The following is a 24,305-nucleotide window of genomic DNA, read 5'->3' as shown; positions in this document are numbered from 1 at the left end:
CTTCAAATTCAGTCGAGCCGGAGCTTGTTTTCGGCATAGGCATACAGCGGACGCCACAGCGTGCGGTTGAACAGTGTCACGAACAGGGACATCATCGCAATGCCCAGGATGATCTTCGGAAAGTCGCCGGCGGCGGTGGTCTGCGCGATATACGCGCCAAGCCCGTGCGCGACGACCCTGGTGTCGCCCCACTGGACGAACTCCGCCACAATGCTGGCGTTCCACGCGCCGCCGGATGCGGTGATTGCGCCCGTGATGTAGTACGGGAAGATGCCCGGCAGCATGACCTTGCGCCACCATTGCCAGCCATGAATGCGAAAGTTCGCGGCCACCTCGCGGTAGTCGTTCGGATACGCGCTTGCCCCCGCGATCACGTTGAACAGGATGTACCACTGCGTGCCGAGCACGATCAGCGGAGACAGCCAGATGTCGGGGTTCAGGTGAAAGCGCACGATCACGATCACGAACACCGGGAACAACAGGTTGGCCGGGAATGCGGCAAGAAATTGTGCGAGCGGCTGGATCTTCTCCGCCAGCGCCGGCCGCAGTCCGATCAACACCCCGACAGGCACCCAGAGCAGCGTGGAGAGCAGGATCAGCAGAGCAACGCGAAGCAGCGTGATCAGGCCAAGCACGAACACGTGGCCGACTTCATCGAGCGTGACACCGGTGCGCACATACGTGACCACGCGATAGATCACATACACGGTCAGCAGGATCACCAGCGAGCCCCAGACAATGTCGCCAATGCGCGATGGTTTCAGCCTGCGCGGCATGCTGAAACGTACACCGCCGAGTGACGGCAGGCGCAGTGGTATACGTGCGGCATTCGCGAAGATCCTGCCCATGGGCACCAGCACGCGATGAATCAGCCGCGTGCGGCGGATCAGGTCCAGCAGCCAGGACTCGGGCGCATTGCCGGAGCTGGTCGTTTCCATGCGGAACTTGTCGGCCCACGCGACCAGCGGGCGGAACAGCAGTTGGTCATAGGCAAGAATCACCACGGTCATCGCGAGGATCACCCAGCCGACCGCGTGAAGATTCTTGTCGGAAATGGCCTGCGCGAGATACGCCCCGATTCCCGGCAGCGTGATCGTGTTGTTGCCGACGGTGATCGCCTCGGAGGCGACCACGAAGAACCAGCCGCCCGACATCGACATCATCATGTTCCAGATGAGGCCGGGCATCGAAAACGGCACGTCCAGCTTCCAGAACCGCTGCCACGGAGTCAGGTGAAAACCGCGCGAGACTTCATCGAGATCGCGCGGCACGGTGCGCAGCGACTGATAGAAGCTGAACGTCATGTTCCACGCCTGGCTCGTGAAGATCGCGAAGATTGCCGCGAGTTCCGCGCCCAGCACGCGCCCAGGAAACAGGGCGAGGAAGAACGTGACCGTGAACGAGATATAACCGAGCACTGGCACCGACTGGAGAATATCCAGGATCGGCACGAGCACCATGGACGCCCGCCGGCTCTTCGCGGCAAGCGTGCCGTAAACCAGTGTGAAGACCAGCGACGCAACCATGGCTGCGAGCATGCGAAGCGTAGTGCGCATTGCGTACTCGGGCAGACTCGCTGGATCAAGCGAGATGACCTGGGTTTTTAAAGTGGCGATGGGCGCCATCGTCTCGTGAAAACCGATCGCGCCCATGGCAATCAGGCAGATGATCAGCGGGAAAGCGACGAAGTCCCAGCCGTTGGGGAGCAACCGCCATGCAGAAGCATTCGCAATGCGGTTTGGGTTAAAACTGAAATTCATCGGATGTCCCACCGGTCACAGATTGACAGATTGCAAAAACATGCGGGGTCTCACTCGAACGATTACGCGACAACGCGCTCGAAAGTCCCGCCTGAAAATTGAAGCGAATCATGACCGGCTACCGGCCACGAAAGGGAACAAGGAATCCACACCTCTTAAGAACCGCCACGAAACTTAAGACAGGCGTGTCTTGAGACGGCGCCAGAAGGTGGCCAGTCTGTTTGATACGGCGGGATCGCCCTCGAGGTGGGCATGCAGCGCGGGCACGGCATGATAGTAGACACGTGCTTCTTGCAGGACAGGCGGGTGCGACAACAGCAGACCGAAGTTCATGATATTTCTCCGAGCGTTTGGCTCAACGCGGTTCGTGGCAAGCCAGCAGACCCGGAGCTCGATCGCGTGATACGCGCAGCGGAGAACGTCTACTTGCTTGCCTTGGGCATGAGTAAGGTGCAACGAGTTATGGGACAACTATCAGGGTCCGGCATGGACGCTCCTTGTTGGCGTTGATACAGATACGAATACGGTTAGCCACCACACGTCCGCTTTGGCCGGCAGGCTGCACCGGCGCGGACGGACACTGTCGCCCAAGCTCATGCTTGCGACTCAATACCATCAGACGCGCATTAATGACTGCGTCCAAAGGGTGTTTTAAAGGTGCACGGAGAGAGTTACTACGGCGCGCACCGTCTGCCTGCTGGCAAGACGGCGGCTGAAAGAAAAAGCGCGGACGTCCTGCCGGTCAGGCAGCGAAATTCTTCGAAGGTCGACTACTACAGGTGTCCAAGGCATTAGCCCGATTTGTGGAGACTGCGGAGTTTAGTCATTCAAGGAATCAGAAGTCAACCTCATTTGCCACGTCCACCGATATAAATCGAAAATCAGGCATTCAGGTGATCGGAGGGTCCCACATAGCAACAGCACTCTTTCATATGTCACGTCACGATCGACCCTGGAAAGAGTAATGAAAGAATATAAGAAGGCCAAGCAGTGTTGCGTACGCCGCCAAGTGCCGCGCGTCTTTCGAGTACGTCCGCACGGCGCAAGCCGGCATGGCGGAAGGAAGCCCGCGAGATTATGAAAAAAGGGATTTGAAGCGTTGCCAAAACGTCGCGTGTTGGTGCAGGCCCGGGGTGCCCGGCGACAACATGGTGTCGTAGAAGATACGCGACTCCTGAACGTGGGGCAGTTGGGGCAAAAGCCAACCGAAGTTCATGATATTTCTCCGGACTACGTATGATTTCTACGCACCTGGCAATCCACGTGCTCGCCTGCGCCAGCGAATCGAACGGGCGTGAACGAACGCGGCCGCGAGTTCATGCTCGCGACGCATTGCCGCGTGACCTGCACGCACCCTTCCCCGCCTTGACGGGTGCTCGCCGGAGATGCGTGAGAAAAAGGGAAGCATCAGAAAGATATCCGGCGATGCATGCCTCTCAAACGGGGGACGAGGGGAACAAACCAGGAGAATGAAGCACGGAAATGAAAGAAGGGAGTCAAACGGGAATGAGACAATCGTGCATTATTCGTATTAAGCCAATGCAGATTACTGAATTGAAAGAATAGGCTATCGTTATTCTTGAATCTTCCTAGCGCATGATTCCACCTGACTTCGCCGCACCCCTTCCCGTAAAATAGAAAGCTGACTTTCGAAATGAATACCCCCATGAAGCTTTCACGTCGCGCAGTGCTTGGCCGTAGCCTCGCCATTCCCTTGAGTCTTGGTCTGTCACCATTTATGGCTCTCCGGTCTGAAATTGCCAACGCCGCCGAATCCCCGCTGGCCATCGTGATGAATTCCGGTGAAGCCAGTGTCTCGGTCATCGACATGACGTCGCGCAAAGTCATCCGTACGCTGCCTACGCTGCGCGAACCGAGCCACTGGGCGCTTTCCCAGGACCGCAGCAAACTCTATATTGCGGACGCCAGCGGCAATGCGCTGTTTATCGTCGATCCGCATACCGGTACCGCACTCGGCCACAAGGTGATTGCCGATCCGTACCAGCTTGGCTTCACGCCGGATCACCGTTACCTCGTTGTCAACGCGCTCAGGCTCGATTATGTCGATGTCTATCGCGCCGACGACCTGACCCTCGCCAAGCGTTTCTCGCCCGGCTCCATGCCGAGCCACCTCGATTTCTCGCCGGACTCCCGCTGGAGCTTCAATTCCATGCAAGGCTCGGGAACGCTTGTTTCGTTCGACCTGACGACCATGACGATACGCTGGAAGACGAAGCTGGGTTCGACCCCGGCGGGCGTGCTCTGGCACAACGGCAAGGTGCTGGTCTGCGTCATGGGCAGCGACCATGTGGCGGAGATCGACCCGGTGACGGGCGACATACTGCGGCGAGTCAAGACGGGAGTGGGTCCGCACAATATTTTCCTCTCGCCGGACGGCAGCACGCTCTACGTGTCCAATCGTATTGGCGGGTCTCTCGTCGCCATGGATCCCACCACCTTCGCCATACAACGCACGTATCCTTTCCACGCTGCCGGACCGGACGACATCGGCATCGCACCGGATGGCAAGTTGTGGGTCACGTTGCGCTTTCGTGAACAGGTCGCGGTACTGGACCCGAAAACCGGCGCTTATGAGACCATTAACGTGGGGCGCTCGCCGCATGGCATTTTCCTCAATTCCGAATTGAGCCGTAAGGGCCTGATCACCGCGGAAACCTTGTAAAGAACACCATGCTGATATTCCTCGACAGGTTGTTCAACGCTCTGGCCGGCGAGATCGATCAGTATCTCGTTCTGCCATTGCTTTATCACTTCGGCTGGATGCAGTGGGAAGAGCTGTCGTTCGACTGGGTACTCGTGTGCGTGTACGGGATGTTCGCGGTCATCGTCACCTACGCCGTGTGCTGGCCGCTCGAGGCGCTGTTCCCGATCGAACACTGGAAAGATCGAAAAGCCGTCGTGACGGACGCGTTCTACACGGTGCTCAATCGCGTTGGTGTATTGCCCGTCGTCAGTTTCCTGCTGTTCTATCAGGTGCAGGTTTGGGTGAACGGTTTTGTGGTCGCCCAAGGCTATATTCCGCCAACGCTGGAGACTGTCGTGCCGGCGCTGCTGGGGCATCCGGTCATCACGTTCTTCGCCTACGCACTGATTCTCGATTGCGCGGACTACTGGCGCCACCGCCTGTCGCACTCATGGCGCGGCTGGTACGCGTTGCATGCGCTGCACCACGCGCAACGGCAGATGAGCTTCTGGTCCGACGACCGCAATCACCTGCTGGATGATCTTGTCGCGGCAATCTGGTTTGGCGTGGTCGGTCTGGCGATCGGTATTCCACCGCTGCAATTTCCGCTGCTGTTCCTGTTCATGCGTTTCATCGAAAGCCTGAGCCACGCGAATATCCGCGTGTCCTTTGGCTGGCTCGGCGACCGGTTGCTGGTCTCGCCGCGCTTCCACCGTCTGCATCATGGGCTGCGTGCGGCGGGCCGTAACTCCTGCAATTACGGTGCTGTTTTCCCGATCTGGGACATCGTGTTTCGCACGGCCGACTTCTCGGCGGAGTATCCCCCGACCGGAGACCGGCGCGCGCCTGAATCCATGGCGAGCGGCGGTTACATCGCGCAGCAGGTGGGTGGCTTGCGGTTTTTCCTCGATGAAGTCCGGGCGTCATCGAAAAAGGTGCAGCGCGGCTCCTGATGGAATCAGGACTGTTGCATTGCCAGGCGCTTCAGCTTCAGGCTGGAAACAGGCATGACGTTCGGCCTGTGGCGCCAGCACCTGTGTGTTCGCGAGCGCCACGCTTTGCACCACCAGCAAGCCCTTCGCCCTCCTGCTAACATTGCGGATCGCCGAGGTTTGACACGGACGCGTCAAGCCTCTCTTACATACTCCGGCCTGCCATGTCTCTGCTCAACCTGCTCGTCCCATGGGAACCTTCGTTCGGGCTCGTGGCAGTTTTCGTGATTACTGCGCTGCTGTATGCGCGAGGATCGCGCCACGTTCGTATCAGCATTGCCCGGCGCATCGCCTTTTGGGTTGGTCTCGGGCTCTTCTACATAGCGCTCCACACGCGCCTCGACTACTACGCCGAGCATGAGTTCTTTGTGCATCGGCTCCAGCATCTGGTACTGCACCATCTCGCCCCGCTGGTCCTGATGGCGTCTTATCCAGGCAGTGTGCTCCGCGCCGGCCTGCCGTTGCGTTGGCGCAGCGCGCTGCGGCGGTGGCAATACCGCAAGCCCGCGCGTGTACTAGCCGCCGTCGTGCTGAATCCGACCTTTATCTCGGCCGCGTTTGTCATCTCGGTGGTCTTCTGGCTGATTCCGTCCGTGCAGTTCGTCGCCATGCTGGACTGGCGCATCTATACGTTCATGAACTGGTCCGTCGCGGTAAGCGGGCTGCTGTACTGGTGGATGCTGCTCGATCACCGGCCGCATCCGCCAAGCCGAACCCGGCCGGGCTTGCGGGTGTTATCGCCGGTCATCACCATGACGCCTCAGATCCTGGTTGGCGCGATCATCACGTTCTCGTCGCACGACCTCTATCCGATCTTTACGCTTTGCGGCCGCGCGTTCACGTCTGTTCCGGCAACGCTCGACCAGAGCCTCGGCGGCCTGATCATGTGGGTACCGGCCGGCGTGCTTGAGGCGATCGGCGCCATGATGGCCTTGCGCCATCTGCTGCGTCTGTCCGAACTCCCCGCCCGCGTGCCGCCCAAGGCAAGGCCTCAGAAACGGCGCGCAAAGCCGGCCCTCGAAAGCTGAGGACGCGGCCAGATACGCCCGGCCGCTTCGTCAGAAATCTTCAGCTGGCGGCGGCTAAAGCAACAGGCGCGGGATGGTTTCATCCCAGCGACGCTCGCGCACCGTCTGGCCGTTCTCCTCGGCCTGCAGCGAACCCTTCACGTAGAAGTGCTCCTTGTCTGCCGACATATGCGCTTCGCTGCGCACATGGATGTCCCAGCCTTCTCGTCCCATGCGCAGTGATTGCGTCAGCGTATAGCGAGCGCTAAGCGGATCGTTACCCTGGATTGTCAGGGAGCGCTTCAGGTTGTGCTCAACAGTCGTATCGATTTCCGTGAACCGCTGCACGCCTTCCCCGAAGAGCCCGCCGATACCCTCGGTCACATACGTCCACTCGCCCGTGGTCAGGTCATAAGATGAAGTGCGTGTCATGCTGCCGCCGCGCACCTGCTCGGCCGGCGTCGCGGGACCTCGCTCGGGGGCATCAAACTCGACCGGGAGTTCATCGCCGTGCGCCTCGCGCACCGGCAAATGAAGCGCGGTGTTACCGAGCGTGACCTCGAGTGTCGCGTCTTCCGGAGCCGGCCAGATCAGGGGCCAATAGGTCGTCGCCAACGACAAACGGATCCGGTTGCCCATGCCAAATTCATGCGCGCACGCGTCGAGCGCCAGCCGTACGCGGTATCTTTCGCCAGGCGTCAAAGCGACAGGTGCGGCGGACCCGTCGCGATGCGTCAGGTTGAATACGCCATAGGAAACACGGGTTGCCGAGCCGTCCGGCATCACCTCGGAAAGGCGTGCACACAGATACGCGACGGGACGGTCACTCGATACATCGATCTCGAGTTCCGGCATGCCCAGCAACGTCAACGGTTCGGTCAGCGGTGCGCCGTCGAACACTTGAGCGAGGCCATCGTCCATACGCTGGTCGGCGGGCGACTCGCCTGCCACGCCGGTCCCCATCCATTCGCCCGCGGCCGCGCCGTGGCCCTGCGGCGTGTGGACCAGAACAGGAGCCACAGTGTCGGGCCCAGTGCGGGTCAAAACGCCATTGCCCAGGTACAAGCGCTGCACGGTGACTGCCGGGCTTGGCCAAGCCGGCTCGGAGATCCATTGGCCCGGCGTGGCGGCGTACGTGGTCTGCGGTGCGCGCGGTGTCTCCATCCATACTCGCAACGCGGGACGCTCGGACGTCGAGCCTGGACGATCGCCATGGTCCGGACGCAGCCAGCGGTTCCACCACTCCACGGCTTCCTGCAGAAAACCCACAGCAGGCCCGGGTACGCCGTCGTGCGGATAGATATGCGCCCACGGTCCGATCAGACCTTGCCGCGGCACCTGCAAGCCTGCCATCAGGCGGAACACGGCATTCGTATAACTGTCGGCCCAGCCGCCGACTGCAAATACCGGGCACTGGATAGACGACCAGTCCTCGCATATCGAGCCGTGGCGCCAGTAGTCGTCGCGATGAGGATGCTCCATCCACAACGCGGGAAAGAACGGCAGCTTGTCGAGCCGTTCGAGCCATGCGGAGCGCCATTCGTCTCCGTACAGCAATGGGTCGGGCGGACGTCCCTGATAGGCGAGCATGATGCTGCCCCACCACAGGTTGTCGTTAAGCAGGCAGCCGCCTTTGTAGTGAATGTCGTCCGCGTAACGGTCGTCGGTTGAATAGACGGTGATGATCGCTTTGAGCGCCGGCGGCCGGCGAGCGGCGATCTGCAGCGCATTGAAACCGCCCCACGACTTTCCCATCAAACCAACCGCGCCGCTGCACCACGGTTGCCGGGCGATCCATTCGATCACATCCAACCCGTCGTCCTGCTCCTGCAACACGTATTCGTCGGCCATCAAACCGTCGGACTCGCCGCTGCCGCGCATATCGACACGCACCGCCGCGAACCCGGCCGATGCGAAGTAGTGATGCATCGGTTCGTCGCGCGAACGCGTGCCGTCGCGCTTGCGATAGGGGATGTATTCGAGGATCGCGGGCACGGGAGGCACGTCGGCCGCGGTATCGGCCGGCAGCCAGATGCGCGCCGCGAGGCGTGTGCCGTCCGCAAGCGGAATCCAGACGTGCTCGATCACGCGCACGCGTGCGGCGTCCTCATTGTTGCGCTGCATACTTCAAGTCTCCCGTGAACGTGTTCGATTCAGCCGGCCGCGTGCTCTGCAAGAGGTTTTCGTCGAGCCATCCGATCCGCAACTCGGGCACCGACGCCAACAGCCGTTTTGTATAAGCGTGAGCCGGCGCATTAAACACGTCGGCCGTAGCGCCTTGAGCGATGATCTCGCCGCGCAGCATCACCGCCACACGCTGCGCAATGCGCCTTACCGTACCCAGATCATGCGTAATGAACAGGTACGACAGCCCGATCCGTTTCTGCAGCGACTCCAGCAGCGAAAGAATGCCGTCCGCCACGAGGGGATCGAGCGCGGATGTCACCTCGTCGCAGATCACCAGATCAGGTTGCGCCGCCAGCGCCCGCGCAATGCAAATGCGCTGCTTCTGCCCACCCGACAACTCGGCCGGTTTCCGGTCGATGAACGTTTCCGGCAGCTCAGTCAGGCGCAGCAATTCCAGCACGCGTTCGCGCACCTTATCTCTATGGAGCCCGAAATAAAATTCCACGGGGCGTCCGATGATCTCGCCGACGGTGTGCATTGGATTGAGGGCGACGTCGGGTGACTGGTAGACAAGCTGGATACGCCGCTTCAGGTCACGGGAGCGCTCGGCCAGTCTATGGGGCAAGGGCTCACCGTCGAACCGCAACACGCCGGTCTGCTGTTCGATCAACCCGACGATCGCTCGTGCAACAGTACTCTTGCCGCTGCCCGACTCGCCAACGAGCGCCAATGTTTCACCGCGTGCCAGTTGCAGTCCGACATCCCGCACAATCGCCTTGCCGTGGTAACCCGCGTTAAGCCCTTCGATGCCAAGCAGCGGCTCGGCAACATGAGGCGGACTGGCTCGCAGCGTGTCAGCCGCGCTGCGTTCGGCGACCAGCCGCCGCGTGTATTCGTCGCGCGGTGCGTTCAGCACAGCATCCGTCGTACCCTCCTCCACCATCCGGCCGTGCCGCAGCACCATGATCCGGTCTGCGACCTGCGCGACTACTGCGAGGTCGTGCGTGATGTAGAGCGCGGCGGCGCCGAACTCCCGCACGATCCTGCGCAACACGACCAGCACTTCGATCTGCGTGGTGACATCAAGCGCCGTAGTCGGTTCATCGAGCACAAGGATTGATGGCTTGCATGACATGGCCATGGCGACCATCGCCCGTTGCAATTGCCCGCCGGAGACCTGATGCGGATAACGCCGCCCGAAATTCTCCTGGTCTGGCAGGTCGAGCGACGCGAACAGCTCGCGCGACCATGCGCGCGCCTCATCGCGATTCATCAATTTATGCCGCAACGGCCCTTCGCAAACCTGCTCGCCAATGGTCAACGCCGGGTTGAACGCAGCGGCGGCGCTCTGAGCCACATACGCCACCTTGGTCGCGCGCAGCGCACGTTGCCGTTGAGGCGTTGCGCCCAGGATGTTCTCACCGGCGAGCCACACTTCACCGCCCGTGATCCGGCAACGGCCTCGCGCATAACCGAGCGCGGCCAGACCAATAGTCGATTTACCCGCGCCGGATTCGCCGATCAGCCCGAGCACTTCTCCCTGCTCGAGCGTGACATCGACGTTGTCGACCAATACCTGACCGCTTGGCGCCTCGACCCGCAAACCCTGCATTCTCAGGACCGGGTTCATGCGATCACCCCCGCCTGCCCAACGGCCCGCACCGACAACAACCAGTCGACGATCAGGTTGATGCCGATCGTCAGCAACGCAATTGCCGCAGCCGGAACCAACGGCGCAATACCGCCGAAATTGATCACCTGCGCGTTGTCGCGGACCATGCCGCCCCAGTCGGCATAGGGCGGCTGGATACCCAGCCCGAGGAAGCTCAGGCCCGCCACGAACAGGATCGTGAAGCCGAAGCGCATGCCAAATTCAGCCAGCAGCGGCGGGACCGCATTCGGCAGGATTTCGCGGCGGATGATCCACGCGAGCCCTTCCCCACGCAGCCGCGCCGCCTCCACATATTCCTGCACGGCAATCCCCTGTGCGACCAGTCGCGCAAGCCGGAACACGCGCGTTGAATCCAGGATTGCGATCGTGCCGATCAGCACCGGCATGGACGTACCCAGCACCGAGAGGATCATCAGCGCGAAGATCAGGACCGGCATTGCCATGAGCGTGTCGACGATCCTGGAGAGCACCTGATCGACCTTGCGCTCCAGCACCGCCGCTGCAAACCCCGTGACAATGCCGAGGGAAAAAGACAGGAGCGTAATCGCCAGCGCAAGACCGAGCGTTGTACGCCCGCCGTACAGCAGGCGCGAAAACATGTCACGCCCGATGCTGTCCGTGCCAAGCCAATGGCCTGCGCCGGGCACCATCCATACATCGCCGACCGTCTCGGTTTCGCCGTGCGGCGCAATCAGCGGCGCACACAGCGAGGCCAGCGCGATGACCGCGACAAGCGACATCCCAACCGCCGCGCTTAATGGCACTTCCTTGCCGAACAGTTTCATGGCCCCTTACCTCGCATGCCGCAAGCGCGGATTTGCCCAGACCGCAAGCACGTCGGACACGGTATTCAGCCCGACATAGGCCGTGGCAAACAGCATCCCGCAAGCCTGCACCACCGGCAGGTCACGCTTCGACACCGCGTCCACCATCAACTGCCCGACACCCGGATACACGAACACGACCTCGACCATGATGACCCCGACGATCAGGTACGCGAGATTGAACGACACCGCGTTGATGATCGGCGCAAGCGCATTGGGCAGCGCGTGGCGCACGACAATCCATGACTTGGGCAAACCCTTGAGGATCGCTGTTTCGGTATAGGCGCTGCCCATCACGGCCAGCACGGACGCTCGCGTCGTGCGCAGCATGTGCGCGGCCACGACGAACAAGAGCGTGAGCGTGGGCAACGTGGTCGCGTAGATACGCTCGGAGATGGTCATGTCGGGAGACACGGAGGCCAGGCTCGGCAGCACCGGAAACTTGACCGCGAGCAGGAGCAGCAGCACATAGCCGACGAAGAACTCCGGCATCGATACGCTCGCCAGCGACAACACGCTGGCCGCGCGATCGAAGAGACTGTCCTGCCAAATCGCGGACGCTATGCCAATCAGCACCGACAGCGGCACCGCAACCACCGCCGCATAGCCCGCGAGAAACAGCGTGTTGTACAGCCGCGGCATCAGGTCCTCGCTCACCGGACGTCCGTTCGTCAGCGAGGTCCCCAGATCGCCATGCAGGAACTGCAGCAGCCATAACCCGTAACGTTGCAGTGCCGGGTGGTCGAGACCGAGCGACACCCGCAACGCCGCGACCGTTTCCGGCGTCGCCGACTGACCGAGAATGGCGGAAGCCACATCACCGGGCAGCAGTTCGGTGCCCACGAAGATCAGCACTGAAACGAGCCACAACGTCAACACACCACCCAGCACCCGCTGCAAGACAAGCCGCTTCATTACGACTCCAGCCAGACATATTCCGCGAGCCGGCCGCCCATGAAGTTGAACAGCGGATGCGGCGTCGCGCCTTGAAGCTTGCTGCTGGTTGCATCGATATAGTCGGCGAAGAGCGGGATCATCGCGCCGCCGTTGTCGCTGACCATCAACTGCATCTCGCGGTACAACTCGCGGCGCTTGGTGTCGTCGAGCATCGCGCGGGCTTGCAGCAGCAACGCGTCAAACTTCGGATCGCGCCAATGCGTGTCGTTCCACTTGGCGTCGGACTTGTACGCAGTCGAAAGCATCTGGTCCGCCGTCGGCCGGCCGCCCCAGTAGCCCATGCAAAAAGGCGCCTGCATCCATACCTTGTCCCAATAGCTGTCTGCAGGTTGGCGGCGGATCGAAAGCTGAATGCCCGCAGGCGCGCATTCGCCCTGGAACAGCGCAGCCGAATCCACTGCGCCGGCGAAGGCCGCATCGGATGTCGACAACTCGATCTTCAGTTCCGACAGGCCAGCCTTCTTCAGATAAAACTTCGACTTGTCGGGATCGTAGGCATGCTGCGGCAGATCAGCGGCATAGAAACGGTCGGTCTTCGGAATCGGATGGTCATTGCCGATCGACCCATAACCGCGCAGGATCGTCGTCAATTGTTTCTGGCGATCAATGCCGTATTTGACAGCGAGCCGCACGTTGTTGTCGGCGAAGGAAGAGGCAGCGCAGTCCATCAGGAAGGTGAAGTGCTGGCCGCCGGCCGAGCGCACTATGTTGACCGAAGGGCTCCGCTTGAGCAGGTCGACGGTCTTGAAGTCGACCCGGTTGATTGCGTGGACCTGTCCCGAGATCAGCGCGTTCGTGCGCGCCGTGGCGTCGTTGATCACGATCAGCTCTACTGCATCCACATACGCGGCATCGGGCTTCCAGTAGTGCGGATTGCGCTTGAACAGCGAGCGTACGCCCGGCGTGAACTCGCCGAATACAAAGGGACCGGTCCCTATTGGATGACTCCAGTCCTTGAAGCCGTTCGGCACCACCAGCAGGTGATAGTCGGACAGCAGGTAAGGCAGGTCCGCATTGCCGCTTTTCAGCTTCATCGAAATCTGCAGCGGGTCGATCTTCGTGATCTCGGTCACATCCTCGAGACTCGACTTGATCGCCGACTTCGAAGCATCGCCGCGATGCTGGTTGATCGAATAGATCACGTCGTCCGCATCCAGCGTCTTGCCGTTGTGAAACAGCACGCCCTTTCTTACCTTGAGAATCCATTCCGCAGCACCGGGTTTTGCCTCCCAGCTTTCAAGCAATTCCGGCTGCACGTGCATCTTTGCATCGATCTCGACCAGGCCGTTCATGAGCATGTAAGCCTGGTTGAGCGGCACCCAATCCGGCAGCAGCGTTGGATCGATCGAGTCTGTCGTATTGCCGCCGCCCATGCCGAGCTTGAGGAGACCGCCACGCTTCGGTTGCGTCGCCGCGAGCGCGCCGGACGGCACGATCAGGCCGAGCCCCGCGCTTGCACCCAGCGCCGCAACACCTTGCAAAAACTTACGGCGGTTCAACTGGTGATCCCTGCGCGGCAAGTCAAACAAGTCCCCTTGATCGTCGAACGGCTTCATGCTTGAACTTCTCCTCATGGTGTCAACGCGTGGGATCGGGATGCACACCGGCTTGGGTCAATGCCGGCGTTCCCTGACAGGACAACGGGGCCAGAGCAGCGACCTCGCGGCGAGTATCGGTAGGCAAAACTACGCGGTCAACGCACTTTATTTTCACGCTCGCATAACAACAGGTAATATGAACGCCAGCCATCCGGACGCGAGTTGCCGCGCGAGCAACTCAAGCGGGTTCCCGAAAAAAACTGGAAGTGCGAGACATGAAAGGATACCGACGCCTGATTCCTTCGCTAAATGCATTGGTCGACTTTGAAGCCGTTGCGCGGCTCAAGAGCTTCACCCTTGCAGCCGACGAACTCGGTGTCACACAGGCTGCCGTCAGCCGCCAGATCCGCTTTCTTGAAGACGCCATGAAGCTGCAGTTGTTTCATCGGCTGCACCGCTCGATCGCGCTCACGAAAGAAGGCGAAGACCTGTTTTTTGTCACGTCGGAATCGCTCCAGAAGATCGCGGGCACCTTCGACAGCCTCAGCAGCAACACGCGCGAACAGGAGTTCGCGATCCTGGCAACCGCCGCGTTTTCGCAATTCCGCATCTTGCCGAGGCTGCCGCTGCTCAAGCGCTCGCAGCCGCAACTCAAGCTACGCCTTACTACGCAGATGTTCACCGCGGACCTGCGCCACAACGAAGTCGATATTGCGATCCGCTATGGGTCAGGCAACTGGCGCGACGGTCACTCAACACTGCTCTTCAATGAGGACGTGGTGCCGGTTTGTTCGCCATCATGGCTCGAGGCGCATGGCGGTCCTCAGTCGGCGCAGGACTTGAGCGATGCCCCGCTCATTGCCTACGACTCCACGTCGGAGGGCTGGATGGGCTGGGAAGACTGGTTCGACGCAGTGGGCATCAAACGCAGCCGGCTGAACTATGTCCTGCGTTTCAGCCTGTACACCGATGCGATCCAGGCCGCGTTGCAGGGTCAGGGCGTCGTGCTCGGCTGGCGGCGAATGCTGGGCGACCTGCTGCGTTCGGGACAACTGGTGCCGCTCGGCGACGCCTGCGTGAAGATGACCGACGCGTATTACGCCGTCGTGCCGCACGGACACGCGGTTACGCCCGCGGTAGATGCCGTCATCGAATGGCTTCGCGAGGAAACGGTGGCGTGAAGCGAAGGCGTTTCGGCAACCTTCCGCAACCACCGCTCCCATTACTTATTGTTATGCGAGCGGGAAAATAAAGCGCGTTGACGGTTGGAATTGGCCTATCGATACTCCGTTCACTCCGCGACTCAGGTCGCGCCTGGCAACGTAGGGAATCTGATAAGGACCAGCGGATGTCGAGCATCGATGGCACTACGCACGGCGCTTTGTTTCGCAGTCGGGCTGCAGGTCACGGCATGCCCGGCGCGCTGTTCGGCCGGCAGGACGTCTTTGAGAACGACGTCGATATCTTCTTCCACAAGCATTGGATCATGGCGGGCGTCACCGCTGATATCCGCGAGCCCGGTGATGTCTCGGCAGTCGATATCGGCCGCGCCTCGATCATCATTCTCCGCGACGACGACAACGTCATTCGAGCGTACCGGAACGTGTGCCGTCATCGCGGCGCGCGTCTGCGCGAGCAAGGCAAGGGCTCCGTGGGCATGCTTGTGTGCCCCTACCATCAGTGGACCTACGGCCTCGACGGCGGTCTTAAACATGCCACGCACATGGGGCAGGATTTCGATCCGACCTGCCGCAGCCTGATGCCCGTCCCTATACGCGTGACAGGCGGGTTGATCTTCGTGTGCCTGAACGACGAAGCGCCCGCGGACATCGCTGCGTTCGACGAAATCATGACTCCCCGCCTCGCGCCGTTCGATCTGGCGCGCACGAGGATTGCCCACGAAACGGAGATCATTGAAAACGGCAACTGGAAGCTCGCAATCGAAAACAACCGCGAGTGTTACCACTGCGGCGCGACGCATCCCGAGCTCACTGTGTCGTTCCTCGCCGAAGATTTCGGTTTCTGCCCGGATGGGCTAAGCGAGGAATCAGAGCGCGCACTCGCTGAATATCGTGCGCGCAATGCGGCTTCGCTGGAGAGTTGGAGGAAGGATGGGCTGCTGAGCAAAGCCGTGGAGCGCCTGGATGATGTAACCACGCTGTTCCGAACGCAGCGCTTGGTCATTGCCGGCAACGGCGAGTCGCAAACAATGAATACGAAGGTTGCCAGCACCCGGCTGCTAGGCGACAACACGCGCCGCGATCTTGGCGACACCCATTTGTGGACGCACAACTCGTGGTCGCACTTCATGAGCGACCATGCGGTTGTCTCGTACCTCATCCCTCTTGCACCCGATCGAACGCTGGTGCGAACCAAATGGCTCGTTCACGAGGACGCGGTCGAGGGCGTTGACTACGTGCTGTCCGACCTTATTGAGGTATGGCAAGCGACCAATGCGCAGGACGCGCGCCTTGTTGCGATCAATCATCAGGGCACGCAGGACCCGGGCTACCGCCCAGGACCGTTCTCGCCTTTCACCGAGTCGTATCTGGAGCGGTTTTCACGCTGGTATGCGGCGCGGCTGGAGGCGCATGGTATCTGATGCCGTGTGTCGCGTTACGCTTGTGAGCCGGCGATCAACCGCGATTGCCGGCCGATATGCTTAGGGTGACGGCCGGATCAAAGTAGTCGACGAATATAATAAATTTTAATTAAGTCGCCCGTGTACACCGGCCTTTGGAAGGGACGCTCAGTGCGTCGCCAGGTCCTCCGAAAATTAGTGTGCAACGTCGATTCCTTGCGTGATCGGTTCGCGATGCCCGCGGCTTTGCCACAGGCGCAGCCATCCTTACCGAATACTTACTTCTCCTTTGCTTGCCCAACGCCACCCCATGACGTCAAGCGGCACGTTTTGCCTCGCGCTAAACTAGCGGGCTGATGCAAAGCGCGGCACGCGGCACTTGAGCAAACACAGGGATCATGGGAGACATTCGTTCAATGAACGGCGCAGACTTACCAGGCATGCTTCCCGAGATGCTGCCGCGGCTATGGGCATTCGCTCTTCGTATTTCAGGCGATCAGCATGACGCGGAGGATCTCGTCCAGCGAGCCTGCGTACGGGGGCTTGAGCGAGCGCATCAATTGCAGCCCGACACGTCCCCGCTAAGCTGGATGTTCTCAATTGTCCATTCCACCTGGATCAACGAACTGCGATCGCGCAGCGTACGCAAGCGTTCCAGCATGGAATGGGACGACGACTTCCTGGAAAACGTCGCCGACCCCGTCGACAAAGGCCCGGAAACGCAGCTTATGCATGGCCAGATCATCAGCGCCGTTGAACGGCTGCCTGAAGCGCAGCGAGTGGTCATGCTGCTGGTTGCGGTCGAAGGCTTGAGCTACCAGGAAGCGGCAGATGTGCTGGAAGTGCCCATCGGCACCGTCATGAGCCGGCTCTCGCGCGCGCGGCAAGCCGTCGGCGCGTTGTTCGGCACACCTGATCCGAAACCCAGGGCTTCGGCAACGCGCAAGGACTCCATCGCATGAAAGCCGACGACCTCATGCTCATGGCCTATGTAGACGGCGAACTGGCCCCCGACGAGAGCCACGAAGTCGAGGCGCAGATCCGCGCTTCGTCCGAAACCGCAGAGTTGGTGAGACTGCTGCAAGCGTCACGTCTCGACTACAAGGCCGCGTTCGCCCAGCAAGATTTGCCACCGGTACCCGAGTCGCTTACGCGGAAGATTGAAGCGATGGCCCGTGCACATAGCGCAAGGAACCCGGCTCCAGGTGCAAACGACCCCTCTGTCCCGACTCCCTCCGCTTCCTTACCGGTTCGATCAGGTTTGCGCACGGTTCCCACTTGGCTTGCGGCGGCGTGTGTCGCGGGTGCGTTTGTGGGAGGACTCTTTTTACGGCCCGGAACATTACCTCTCCTCAATCCGGACATGCCGAATTCCGGCAGCGCCGCCACGGCAAGCACCGGCGTCTCGCCATGGGTAACTGCAGCGGTTGGCTATCAGCAGCTTTACACGCGCGACACGGTGGCTTACGCCGACGAGAATCCGGCGGCGACGTCAAAAATAGTCGATGACATTCGTCACGATGATGGCCTCGCGTTGCGCATCCCCGATCTAAGCAGCGCCGGCCTGACTTTCAAGGCCGTGCGCCGCCTGAGTTTCAATAACAAGCCGCTGGTGCAGATTGTTTATCTGCCGGAGAAGGGACCGCCTGTCGCGCTATGCGTCACGAAGGGAGCGAAGGCGGATCAGGCGATTGCTTCACAGGTGGTCGACGCCATGCACGTGGTGACATGGCGGCAAGCGGAACTTAACTATGCATTGATCGGCAAGACTGAGGGTGTCGACTTGGACGCGCTCGGCAAGCGCATTTCCAACCGCGAGATGGATCAGTTATTTGGCGATGCGACAGCGGGGTTGTCCACGCCGGCGGGGTAAGCAATGCCTCACGTGTCGAAGCACGAAACACACGGCCTGCCGCTCAACGGTGATCGCAGATACACTTGTGACAAGCTTGATTGATCGATTGTCACCGGTTCTGGCAGCATGAATCGCGACAGTCGTTTAGCGGCACAGTGGCGGTCCGGAGTCCGGAAATCGGCGTACGAGACAAAGCGAGAATTTAATCATCAGCGAAAGTAACTGCCTGGTCTTATGAAATCGGACGATATCCTGCTAATGGCCTACGTGGATGGCGAACTGCCGCCGCACCAACGCGAGGAAGTCGAGCGCGAACTGCGCACGTCGCCCGACGTGGCAGAGCGCGTCGCGCTGTTGCAGGCATCCCGGCTGCCGTACCGCGATGCGTTCGCCGCGCAGAAGCTGCCACCGGTGCCGGCCAGCCTTAGCGCGAAGATCGAAGAGATGGCACGCGCGGCGAAGACAAAAGCAGCTCAGTCCGTCGCAGGTCCGACGGCGGGTCCGGACACCAGCGTCAACGACCCCGTCGTTCCCCGTGCACCGGGCAGTGCAGCTTCCTCAACCATCCGCTCACGGTTACGCGTTGCGCCGGCGTGGCTCGGCGTCGCTTTCCTGGCCGGCGCTTTTGCCTGTGGACTGGTGCTTCGTCTGGGCCCTGGCATGGGGCCGGCATCGAATACCGGTGCTTCGCTTGCATCGGTCGGCACGGGAGTGTCGCCGTGGGTAATGGCTGCTGCCAGCTATCAGCAGCTCTATTCCCGCGAGACCCTCGCGAACGTCGCCCCTGACACCGACCTGTCGATCAAGACCGTCAAGGAAATCCGTCAGGACGATGGTCTCGCACTGCGCGTTCCCGACCTGAGCGCAGCCGGCCTCACCTTCAAGCGGGTGCAGCGCCTGCGCTTCAACAACAAACCGCTCGTGCAAATTGTCTACCTGCCCGAGAAAGGCGCGCCCATTGCGCTGTGCGTGATGAAGGAGGTCAAGCCCGATGCCGCGGTGGCTGACCAGCGTGTCGACGCCATGACCGTTGTCACATGGCGGCAGGCCGATTTGGGCTACGCGTTGATCGGTCAGCCGCAAGGTGTCGACCTGACGGCGCTGGGCAAGCAGATATCGGCCGGCGGGACCGCCCCGCTGTTCAGCCGCGAAAACCCGTCGCCGGCAGAAGGCGCCCTGGCGTCGGCAAACGTGGCGCCCGGGTCCCGGCCGCTGGTCGTGGCTAGCGTGGAATAAATTGATCGCCAGGCTGTTCTGTTGAATGGGTCAGTGTTTTATCGGCACGTTCAACGCCTGGCGGCAGGCATGAAATCATTTGAGTGCGGTCGGATCGAATGATCCAACCGCATGGCGGCGGTGAGCCGCAAACCCTCTGCGTTACCTCTGCGCCTATCAGGCTGCTGCGCGCACGCGTTCAACCTCCGTGCCCTTCACATCATCGCGTTGCTTGAAGAGCGTGAAGTCGAAGTCGATCAGCACGAATTGACCCTCGACCCCATACGGCTTGCCTGCCGTTCCCTCTGCCTTCTTCAGCTCGGGCACCAGACCGTCGCGCGTGGCGAACGCGAAGTCATCCCACAGGTACAGATCGCCGTCGATGTTGATCTGCGTCGTCAGCTTGCGATAACCCGGCGCCGAGACAAAGAAGTGGATATGCGCCGGGCGATGACCATGACGGCCCAACTGATCGAGCAATTGCTGGGTCTTGCCTGCGGGCGGCACGCTGTAGCCCACTGGTACGACGCTCGTAAAGCTATAGTTGCCGGCGCTATCGGTACGAATGGTTCGACGCAGATTGAAGGCCGGTTGCGACGCGTCGAAGTATGAGTAGTTGCCCAGATGATTGGCGTGCCACACTTCAACCAGCGCATCCTTAACAGGCGTGCCGTCTTCGCCAGTCACCCGCCCGCGCATCACGAGCGTTTCGCCCGGATCCGTGCCGTCGTCCAGCCGCGCGTGCCCGACAGATTCGGGTGCGCCGGCTACATATAACGGCCCCTCGATCGTGCGCGGTGTACCGCCTTCTATTCCCGCCTTTGCCTCTGCCTCGTCCATCCGCAAGTCGAGGAAATGCTCGAAGCCCAAGCCCGCGGCAAGCAGTCCAAGCTCACCGCTCTTGCCTGCTTCGCCAAGGTAGTTGAGCGCAGTCCAGAATTCATCGGGTTGGACATCGAGGTCTTCGATCGTATAAAACAGGTCTCGCAGAACGCGACTCACGATCGCCTTCGTGCGCGGGTTGCCCTCGCTGGTGGCGCTGTCATCAATGGTCTTGAGCAGCGCGTCAATAGCCTGGTGGTTCATGTTCGTCTCCGTGTGTTATGTGGGGTCGGTGCGGGTTAGCGTGGATCAGTGCGGGTCAGCGCCGCAGTCGTTCGATACGTTCCCAGTCGAGCGTGATGCCCAGACCCGGGCCTTGCGGCAAGTGCAGCGAAAAGTCTTCGTAACGCAGGGGTTCCGTGAGGATTTCCTCGGTCAGCAACAGCGGACCGAACAACTCCGACCCCCACTTCAATGTGCTGAACGTGCTGAACAATTGCGCCGACGCAATCGTGCCGATCGCCCCCTCCAGCATCGTGCCGCCATACAGATCAATGGAGGCCGCGAACGCGATGGATGCGACGCTTGCCGCGCCCAGCAGTCCGCCGGACTGGGCAATCTTGACGGCGAAGACATCGGCGCAACGGTTGCTCGCCAGCGCGAATGCATCGGCCGGGCCATGCAGTGCTTCGTCAGCCATGATCGGCACGCGGGCGAGGTCGGCAAGGCGCTTCAGGCCGGCGTGGTTGGTAGCGGCTATGGGTTGCTCGACAAGACTGACACCGGCGTCGGCGAAGCGCGGCAACGCCCAGATAGTGTCCGACTCGCTCCACGCCTGGTTCACGTCCACGCGTACGTCGCCACGCTCGCCCAGTGCTTTCTTGATTGCCACGACATGCGCTACATCGTCGGCCACCGCATTGGAGCCAATTTTCAGCTTGAACACACGATGCCGCCGCCGGTCCAGCATCTGCTCCGCTTCATCGATGTCACGCCGGGTATCGCCGCTCGCCAGCGTCCATGCCACTTCGACCGAGTCCGTTACGCGGCCGCCGAACAACTCCGAAAGCGGCACGCCGATCCGTTGCGCCTGGGCGTCGAAGAGCGCCGTCTCCACCGCGCATTTCGCAAAACGATTGCCCTGGAACAGCTTGCGCAGCTTCGCCATGGCCGCGCCGGGCCGCGTTGCGTCCAGGCCTTTGAGCAAGGGTGCGAAGTAGGTGTCAATATTGACCTTGATGCTCTCGGGACTCTCCTCGCCATACGCGAGCCCGCCAATGGTCGTGCCCTCGCCGATGCCTGTTACGCCGTCCGAGCAGCGAATCCGCACCAGCACCAGGGTCTGGCAGTTCATGGTCGCGACCGACAGGCGGTGCGGCCGGATCGTTGGAACATCGACCAGCAGTGTTTCCACGCTTTCTATTCTTGCCGCTGCTGCCATTGTGCATTTCCTCCAGGAACACACATGGTAGAAACGAACACCCCCTGAAGTCCAACACCGCTTCCGACTAGTTTCATACCTTGAAGGTATGAAGGACGCCCCTCACCGCAAGTCGCGCGTGTTAGCAGGATTTGCCGGCCCGAACAGTCTCGATGGCGAAGATGCCGACCACCCCGTCCCTGCGGCAGGCCGTGACGACATTTCGACACTCGCTGAACGCTGCGTCGACCGCATTTCGGCAATTTTGCGCAGCTCTTCGCGCTGCTTAAGCGCACCTCGCCTGGGCGTTCTCCGCGCTGATTCGGCACCTCGCTGGTGGGGCGGCTGGCACGTCCCGTGCGATGGAGAAAGAGTCACCAACCGGAGGATGTCATGGATACCGACACAGCAGAAGGTACGTTGAGAGAAGCAGCAGGCAAGGTCCAAGACGCAGTAGGCGGTGTGGTTGGCGACGCGGCCACGCAAGTATCAGGGAAAGCATGCGAATTAAGCGTTAAGGCGCAGCAACTCTGTGCAGATACTACCAGCCTCTTCCGGGACAGTACGGTCGAGAATCCATTTGCGGTGTTAGGCATCGTCGCAGCTGTCAGCTTTATAGCCGGCATGATATGGGCGAACAGCAGAAATGTTCCCTCCCGGGCTTATGCGCAGAATTCGGGCGCTGATGATCGGGCGTATTAGGTCAACGAGGTCAACGAGGTCAATACCGTCGTAGTACCGGTCCGAGGGGTCCTATGAACCTCGGCGTCTTAAAACTGCACTTCGCCCACTAAAATGGGCCGCGCGGAATCGCCGGATTCACCATCATGCGGGAGCGTTAAATGTCGGTGCAGTCAAAAATCATGCGATGGCGCAATGTAGGCCGATTCTGTGCTCAGAGAGTTGCCGACTACGGTGAATCGTTCCGCATTGAACTCGCCGACACGAAAACGCGATTGCTGCACGAAGCGATTGCGCTGGTCGCATTGGCGGTCGGCGCTCTTTTCACACTTTCCTTCCTTTGCATCGCCATCATCGCGTCGGCCTGGGGGACCCCTTATTTCCTCAGGGTCGTGTGGGGCGTTGCCGCAACTTGGCTGGTTGTGACGATTGCCGCCTTCCTTGCCTTACGTGCTCAGCGACCTGGGCAATCATTTCAGACTTTGCAACGAGAACTCCACCGCGATGTTGAGTCGGTCAAGGAGGCAATCAAATGAAGCGCGGGATACACGAAAATACGGAGGCTCAAGCAGTTGTACTCGCACGCATGGCAGCAACGCGCGCGGAACTCTCGTCTGCTAGCCGGCTTTCGAAAGTAGGCGCTGGAGAAAACAGAATAGCAGGACCCGTCTCATGGGATGCCGGTCCCGTGCTCTTGCGCACGCCCAATGCGGCGCTGATCGCCCTGTTTCTTGTCGGATCGGTCATCCTCGGACCGAGGCAAATCCTGGCTACATTGTTTCGAGCGGGCCTGACCGCGTGGATCACGAGAACGGTTCGCGACCTCGCAGGCAGGTGAACTCGGAACGGCGGCACGGCGCCCCGAAACTACCCGTTCGGCTGCACCACGGAGGCGTTATGCAACGAATCTACGGCAGCACGTTTTGGACCATCGCGGGTCATCCGGCAACGTTCGTGGTGCAAACCTTGAAAGCGTTTCGCGCGAACCAAGGGATGCTGCTCGCAGGTGCGGTCGCCTACTACGCGCTGCTTTCGATCGTCCCGCTCCTCATCCTGGTCGTGATCGCGCTATCACACCTGGTCAACCAACCGGTGCTTCTTGATTCGCTGGCGCATCTGCTCGAGTGGCTGGTGCCGGGGCAAGCGAAGGCCATTGTTCGGGAGTTGACGAACTTTCTCGCTCACCGTGCGGTGATCGGTTGGGTACTCCTCTGTACCATGATTTTCTTCAGTTCGTTGGCGTTCACCGTGCTGGAAAATGCGATGTCAGTGATCTTTGTACATCGGGTGGCGATTCACCGACGACATTTCTTGATTTCCGCGCTGCTCCCCTATTGCTACAGCTTATCGCTGGGCCTGGGTGTGCTTCTCGTCACGCTCGTTTCCAGTGCCTTGCAGGCCGTCGGCGCCCGCAGCATTGACGCCTTCGGCTGGCACGTCTCTCTTGTCGGTGCCTCACGCGCATTGCTATATCTGTTCGGAGTTGCAGGAGAAATTCTGGTGTTGACGTCGATCTATCTCGTGATCCCAGTCGGTCGCCCGACGTTCAGGCACGCTCTGGCCGGCGCGATCGCGGCGACCTTACTGTGGGAAGCGACGCGTCACGTACTAGTCTGGTATTTTGCGACGCTTTCTCAGGTAAGCGTCGTATATGGATCGCTCACCACCGCGATCGTAGTTCTCTTCAGTCTTGAGGCCCTTGCGACGCTCCTGTTATTCGGTGCCCAGTTGATCGCCGAATACGAACGTCTCAGCGCCGGCTCAAAAGAAGTAGCCCCAAAACCATTCCGAACGGGCTGACAGATCGCCATTTGATATTTATGGCCGCACTTAACTACCGCCTGCGATCTGTTTATAAGAGCACAGTCGCTTCGATACCCCATGGAGTTCCCCATTAACTCGTTCAGATTGCACGTGAAATTTCACTGGGCTCCCGTTCGTCGCGGGAGTTTCAGAGGAAGGACGGGCGCATAGCGCCTCGGTACGCTATTTGCTGAGTAGTTGCCAATAACCCTTTAAAGGCCAGTTCAAAAAGAGCTCGGAAGGGCTGTTTACTTTTCCACGAAACGGTTAACCTTGGATACCTGAACAACGGATCAAGGAATGCCGGCACCTATCATCGATGACGAATTGTGGGCACTGATCGAACC

General features: G+C 60.6%; 22 protein-coding genes. 12 read left to right on the top strand and 10 right to left on the bottom strand.

Annotated features, from left to right (window positions below; translation table 11 throughout):
- Positions 1 to 8: 8 nt before the first annotated feature.
- The 3 genes from ABH944_RS18780 to ABH944_RS18770 form a co-directional block, all read right to left on the bottom strand.
- A complete protein-coding gene (locus ABH944_RS18780) occupies positions 9 to 1,760 on the bottom strand; it encodes an ABC transporter permease (RefSeq protein ID WP_404608166.1) in 1,752 nt (583 codons plus the stop codon).
- Between the two features lie 174 nt (positions 1,761 to 1,934).
- Entirely contained in the window at positions 1,935 to 2,093 is a 159-nt protein-coding gene (locus tag ABH944_RS18775; RefSeq protein ID WP_404608164.1) for a hypothetical protein, read from the bottom strand.
- 742 nt (positions 2,094 to 2,835) lie between these two features.
- A complete protein-coding gene (locus ABH944_RS18770) occupies positions 2,836 to 2,976 on the bottom strand; it encodes a hypothetical protein (protein WP_404608163.1) in 141 nt (46 codons plus the stop codon).
- Positions 2,977 to 3,426: 450 nt separating this feature from the next.
- On the opposite strand from ABH944_RS18770, the gene ABH944_RS18765 reads away from it, so the two are divergent.
- The 3 genes from ABH944_RS18765 (at position 3,427) to ABH944_RS18755 (ending at position 6,484) form a co-directional block, all read left to right on the top strand.
- Entirely contained in the window at positions 3,427 to 4,443 is a 1,017-nt protein-coding gene (locus tag ABH944_RS18765; RefSeq protein WP_404608161.1) for a YncE family protein, read from the top strand.
- A gap of 8 nt (positions 4,444 to 4,451) precedes the next feature.
- A complete protein-coding gene (locus ABH944_RS18760) occupies positions 4,452 to 5,417 on the top strand; it encodes a sterol desaturase family protein (protein WP_404608159.1) in 966 nt (321 codons plus the stop codon).
- A gap of 203 nt (positions 5,418 to 5,620) precedes the next feature.
- Entirely contained in the window at positions 5,621 to 6,484 is an 864-nt protein-coding gene (locus ABH944_RS18755; RefSeq protein WP_404608157.1) for a cytochrome c oxidase assembly protein, read from the top strand.
- Positions 6,485 to 6,538: 54 nt separating this feature from the next.
- On the opposite strand, the gene ABH944_RS18750 is transcribed toward ABH944_RS18755, so the two are convergent.
- Genes ABH944_RS18750 through ABH944_RS18730 form a run of 5 tightly spaced genes read right to left on the bottom strand, consistent with a single transcriptional unit; the run spans position 6,539 to position 13,599 of the window.
- Positions 6,539 to 8,587 (bottom strand): CocE/NonD family hydrolase, encoded by a 2,049-nt coding sequence (locus ABH944_RS18750; protein WP_404608156.1) that lies wholly within the window; start codon positions 8,585 to 8,587, stop codon positions 6,539 to 6,541.
- Positions 8,571 to 10,220, bottom strand: a complete 1,650-nt coding sequence (locus tag ABH944_RS18745) for an ABC transporter ATP-binding protein (RefSeq protein ID WP_404608155.1) — start codon at positions 10,218 to 10,220, stop codon at positions 8,571 to 8,573. The genes ABH944_RS18750 and ABH944_RS18745 overlap by 17 nt, the downstream gene beginning before the upstream one ends.
- Positions 10,217 to 11,047, bottom strand: coding sequence for an ABC transporter permease (locus ABH944_RS18740; RefSeq protein ID WP_404608153.1), 831 nt, complete (start codon positions 11,045 to 11,047; stop codon positions 10,217 to 10,219). Before ABH944_RS18740 ends, ABH944_RS18745 begins: the two co-directional genes overlap by 4 nt.
- A gap of 6 nt (positions 11,048 to 11,053) precedes the next feature.
- Positions 11,054 to 12,001: an ABC transporter permease gene (locus tag ABH944_RS18735; protein ID WP_404608152.1), complete on the bottom strand. Its 948-nt coding sequence runs from the start codon at positions 11,999 to 12,001 to the stop codon at positions 11,054 to 11,056.
- Positions 12,001 to 13,599 (bottom strand): ABC transporter substrate-binding protein, encoded by a 1,599-nt coding sequence (locus ABH944_RS18730; RefSeq protein ID WP_404608150.1) that lies wholly within the window; start codon positions 13,597 to 13,599, stop codon positions 12,001 to 12,003. Before ABH944_RS18730 ends, ABH944_RS18735 begins: the two co-directional genes overlap by 1 nt.
- Positions 13,600 to 13,856: 257 nt before the next feature.
- Between ABH944_RS18730 and ABH944_RS18725 the strand changes: the two genes are divergently transcribed.
- The 5 genes from ABH944_RS18725 (at position 13,857) to ABH944_RS18705 (ending at position 19,253) form a co-directional block, all read left to right on the top strand.
- Entirely contained in the window at positions 13,857 to 14,762 is a 906-nt protein-coding gene (locus ABH944_RS18725; protein ID WP_404608149.1) for a LysR substrate-binding domain-containing protein, read from the top strand.
- A gap of 167 nt (positions 14,763 to 14,929) precedes the next feature.
- Positions 14,930 to 16,183: an aromatic ring-hydroxylating oxygenase subunit alpha gene (locus tag ABH944_RS18720; protein WP_404608147.1), complete on the top strand. Its 1,254-nt coding sequence runs from the start codon at positions 14,930 to 14,932 to the stop codon at positions 16,181 to 16,183.
- Positions 16,184 to 16,578: 395 nt separating this feature from the next.
- On the top strand, positions 16,579 to 17,124 hold the full coding sequence (locus tag ABH944_RS18715; protein WP_404608145.1) for an RNA polymerase sigma factor: 546 nt from the start codon (positions 16,579 to 16,581) through the stop codon (positions 17,122 to 17,124).
- The gene (locus ABH944_RS18710; RefSeq protein WP_404608144.1) at positions 17,121 to 18,035 is read left to right on the top strand and encodes an anti-sigma factor family protein; all 915 of its coding nucleotides are present in this window, start codon (positions 17,121 to 17,123) and stop codon (positions 18,033 to 18,035) included. Before ABH944_RS18715 ends, ABH944_RS18710 begins: the two co-directional genes overlap by 4 nt.
- Positions 18,036 to 18,251: 216 nt before the next feature.
- Positions 18,252 to 19,253 (top strand): anti-sigma factor family protein, encoded by a 1,002-nt coding sequence (locus ABH944_RS18705; RefSeq protein WP_404608142.1) that lies wholly within the window; start codon positions 18,252 to 18,254, stop codon positions 19,251 to 19,253.
- A 156-nt stretch (positions 19,254 to 19,409) separates the two neighbouring features.
- Here the strand turns inward: ABH944_RS18705 and catA are convergent, their stop codons facing one another.
- Both catA and ABH944_RS18695 read right to left on the bottom strand, forming a co-directional pair.
- Positions 19,410 to 20,318 (bottom strand): catechol 1,2-dioxygenase, encoded by a 909-nt coding sequence (catA, locus tag ABH944_RS18700; protein ID WP_404608141.1) that lies wholly within the window; start codon positions 20,316 to 20,318, stop codon positions 19,410 to 19,412.
- A 55-nt stretch (positions 20,319 to 20,373) separates the two neighbouring features.
- Entirely contained in the window at positions 20,374 to 21,495 is a 1,122-nt protein-coding gene (locus ABH944_RS18695; protein WP_404608139.1) for a muconate/chloromuconate family cycloisomerase, read from the bottom strand.
- A 372-nt stretch (positions 21,496 to 21,867) separates the two neighbouring features.
- Here ABH944_RS18695 and ABH944_RS18690 point away from each other — a divergent pair, with 372 nt between their 5' ends.
- The 4 genes from ABH944_RS18690 (at position 21,868) to ABH944_RS18675 (ending at position 23,955) form a co-directional block, all read left to right on the top strand.
- Complete coding sequence (locus ABH944_RS18690; protein WP_404608138.1) at positions 21,868 to 22,176, top strand: CsbD family protein; 309 nt, start codon at positions 21,868 to 21,870, stop codon at positions 22,174 to 22,176.
- Positions 22,177 to 22,316: 140 nt separating this feature from the next.
- On the top strand, positions 22,317 to 22,691 hold the full coding sequence (locus ABH944_RS18685; RefSeq protein ID WP_404608137.1) for a phage holin family protein: 375 nt from the start codon (positions 22,317 to 22,319) through the stop codon (positions 22,689 to 22,691).
- On the top strand, positions 22,688 to 22,993 hold the full coding sequence (locus ABH944_RS18680; RefSeq protein WP_404608136.1) for a hypothetical protein: 306 nt from the start codon (positions 22,688 to 22,690) through the stop codon (positions 22,991 to 22,993). The genes ABH944_RS18685 and ABH944_RS18680 overlap by 4 nt, the downstream gene beginning before the upstream one ends.
- 59 nt (positions 22,994 to 23,052) lie before the next feature.
- The gene (locus tag ABH944_RS18675; protein WP_404608135.1) at positions 23,053 to 23,955 is read left to right on the top strand and encodes a YihY/virulence factor BrkB family protein; all 903 of its coding nucleotides are present in this window, start codon (positions 23,053 to 23,055) and stop codon (positions 23,953 to 23,955) included.
- Positions 23,956 to 24,305: the final 350 nt, after the last annotated feature.

It is taken from the genome of Caballeronia udeis (genome assembly GCF_044909315.1).
In the GTDB taxonomy this organism is placed as follows: domain Bacteria; phylum Pseudomonadota; class Gammaproteobacteria; order Burkholderiales; family Burkholderiaceae; genus Caballeronia; species Caballeronia udeis_A.
The sequence above is the reverse complement of the archived record's forward strand: the minus strand, read 5'-3'. Positions and strand labels throughout refer to the sequence as shown.